The sequence below is a fragment of the Bifidobacterium sp. genome (genome assembly GCF_050874245.1).
GTDB lineage: Bacteria > Actinomycetota > Actinomycetes > Actinomycetales > Bifidobacteriaceae > Bifidobacterium.
In genome coordinates, this window is record NZ_JBNMKH010000160.1 from 1 (window position 1) to 2,036 (window position 2,036).

Below are 2,036 nucleotides of genomic sequence, written 5' to 3' on the forward strand. Positions count from 1 at the left end.
CAATAAAGTTCCATAGTCACCACAAGGGAACTTTTATTGGAATCATTGATGTTCAAAGAAGGCGAATTATGACGATGGAACGTGAGCTTCCGGCGTGTCCTGTGGAAACGACACTGTTGATGATTTCGGACAAGTGGAAGGTGCTGATTCTGCGCGATCTGCTGAACGGCACGATGCGGTTCAGCGAGCTGCGCAGGTCGGTGGGGAACATCTCCCAGAAAGTGCTGACGGCGAATCTGAGGCAGATGGAGCGTGACGGTCTGGTGCATCGCGAGGTGTATCCGGAGGTACCGCCGCGCGTGGAGTATTCGCTGACCGAAACCGGCGAAAGCCTACGCCCGATCATCGAGGCGATGAAGGATTGGGGCACCTGGTACAAAGCCGAACGTTCCGCCTAACGTGCGCGGTACGAGTGTGACACGAGTGTCCGATTCTGGTGAAAATGACATGCGTGGCGGGTCTATGGGGTTGAACAGGAACCTTCGCGACAATCCACGCAACGCTTTCAGAAAAAGGGAAACCGACATGCGAGCAAGCAGCTATCAGATGTCTGTATTTATGTTCTACGCCCTCGATGTAGATAACGTCCGAAATCTTGCGCACTTTCGGATTCCGGCCCTGACGCAGGAGGGCATGGCCCGCGTCCTGTGTACGATTTTCATTCGCCAAAACAAAAAACCGCGATTGGAAGCCAGGAGACGGAACCATGCCCGAGAACATCATACAGATCGACCAGAACCTGCTCGAGACCAAGCTCGACCGGCTGATCACCGAGAAGATGACGCAGATCCTCAACGCGATGCTCGATGCGGAGGCCGACGAGATCGCCAACGCCGCCAGATACGAGCGTACCGGGGAGCGGAAGGCGTACCGCGCCGGCCACTACGAACGCAAACTCACCGCCAAGGCCGGCAGGCTCGAGCTCAAGGTGCCGAAACTGAAGGGCGCGGTCTTCGAGTCCGCCGTGATCGAACGCTACCGGCGGCGCGAGGAAAGCGTCGAGGAGGCCCTCATCGACATGTACCTGGCGGGCGTCTCCACCAGGCAGGTCGACGACATCAGCCAACTGCTGTGGGGCGACCGCATGCCGTCCCAGACGTTGAGCGACAAGCTCAAGAAGGTGTACGACGAGATCGACGCGTGGCGCACGAGGCCGTTGTCGGGCGAATACCCGTACGTGTTCATGGACGGCGTGTGGCACAAGCGCTCCTGGGGCGGCGCGGTCGAGAACGTCAGCGTCCTCGTCGCCATCGGGATCGGCGGGGACGGCCACCGCGAGGTCATCGGCGTCGCCGAGGGCATGAAGGAGGATTCCGCCAGCTGGGAGCAGTTCGTCAGGGGCATGATCGAACGCGGTCTGAAGGGCGTGCGCCTGGTGGTCGGCGACCGGTGCGCCGGACTGGTCGCCACGGTGGGCTCGATGCTGCCCAAGGCGAAGTACCAGCGGTGCATGGTGCATTTCATGCGCAACGTGCTCTCCAAGACGCCGCCAAGCCACCGCGAATGGGCGTCGGCGGCCCTGAAGGCCGTGTTCGCCATGGAGTCCCGGGAATCCGCCCTCGCCAAGGCCGGACAGGTCGCCGCGGAGATGGAATCCAGGAGGCTGAAGGCCGCCGCGAACTGCCTGCGCGAGGGCGTCGGCGAGACGACGACCTATCTGCTGGACGAGTTCCCCGCGGAGCACCGCAGGCGGATCCGCACCAACAACATGATCGAACGGCTGAACAGGGAGATCCGACGGCGCACGCGCGTCGTGGGCAGCTTCCCCGACGGCGACAGCGCGTTGATGCTCGTATGCGCGCGCATCCGGTACGTCACCGCGAACGAATGGTCGAACCGCCGCTACCTGGACATGTCCCGGCTCGATGACAACCTCGTGGAAGCGAACTGATCATCGCGCCATGGACGGCCATGATCCAAAGTGCGCAACTTTTCGGGCACTACCCGGCTTTAGGACAGTTAAAAGAAAAGTAATGGAAGATTACTGGGCTATTCCTTAACTGGGATTTGCTCCCAGCACAGCCCGCGCTCTCTTC

2 protein-coding genes are annotated in these 2,036 nt (G+C 60.8%); both read left to right on the forward strand.

The features are described 5' to 3' along the window. The first annotated feature begins 74 nt into the window (after positions 1-74). A complete protein-coding gene (locus tag ACR0P8_RS09480) occupies positions 75-398 on the forward strand; it encodes a winged helix-turn-helix transcriptional regulator (RefSeq protein ID WP_432624820.1) in 324 nt (107 codons plus the stop codon). A gap of 308 nt (positions 399-706) precedes the next feature. Beyond that, positions 707-1,891 (forward strand): IS256 family transposase, encoded by a 1,185-nt coding sequence (locus ACR0P8_RS09485; protein WP_432624819.1) that lies wholly within the window; start codon positions 707-709, stop codon positions 1,889-1,891. Positions 1,892-2,036: the final 145 nt, after the last annotated feature.

Coding starts and splice junctions, on each gene's coding strand:
- ACR0P8_RS09480 (WP_432624820.1), top strand. CDS start 75: ATGGAACGTGAGCTTCCGGCGTGTCCTGTGGAAACGACACTGTTGATG.
- ACR0P8_RS09485 (WP_432624819.1), top strand. CDS start 707: ATGCCCGAGAACATCATACAGATCGACCAGAACCTGCTCGAGACCAAG.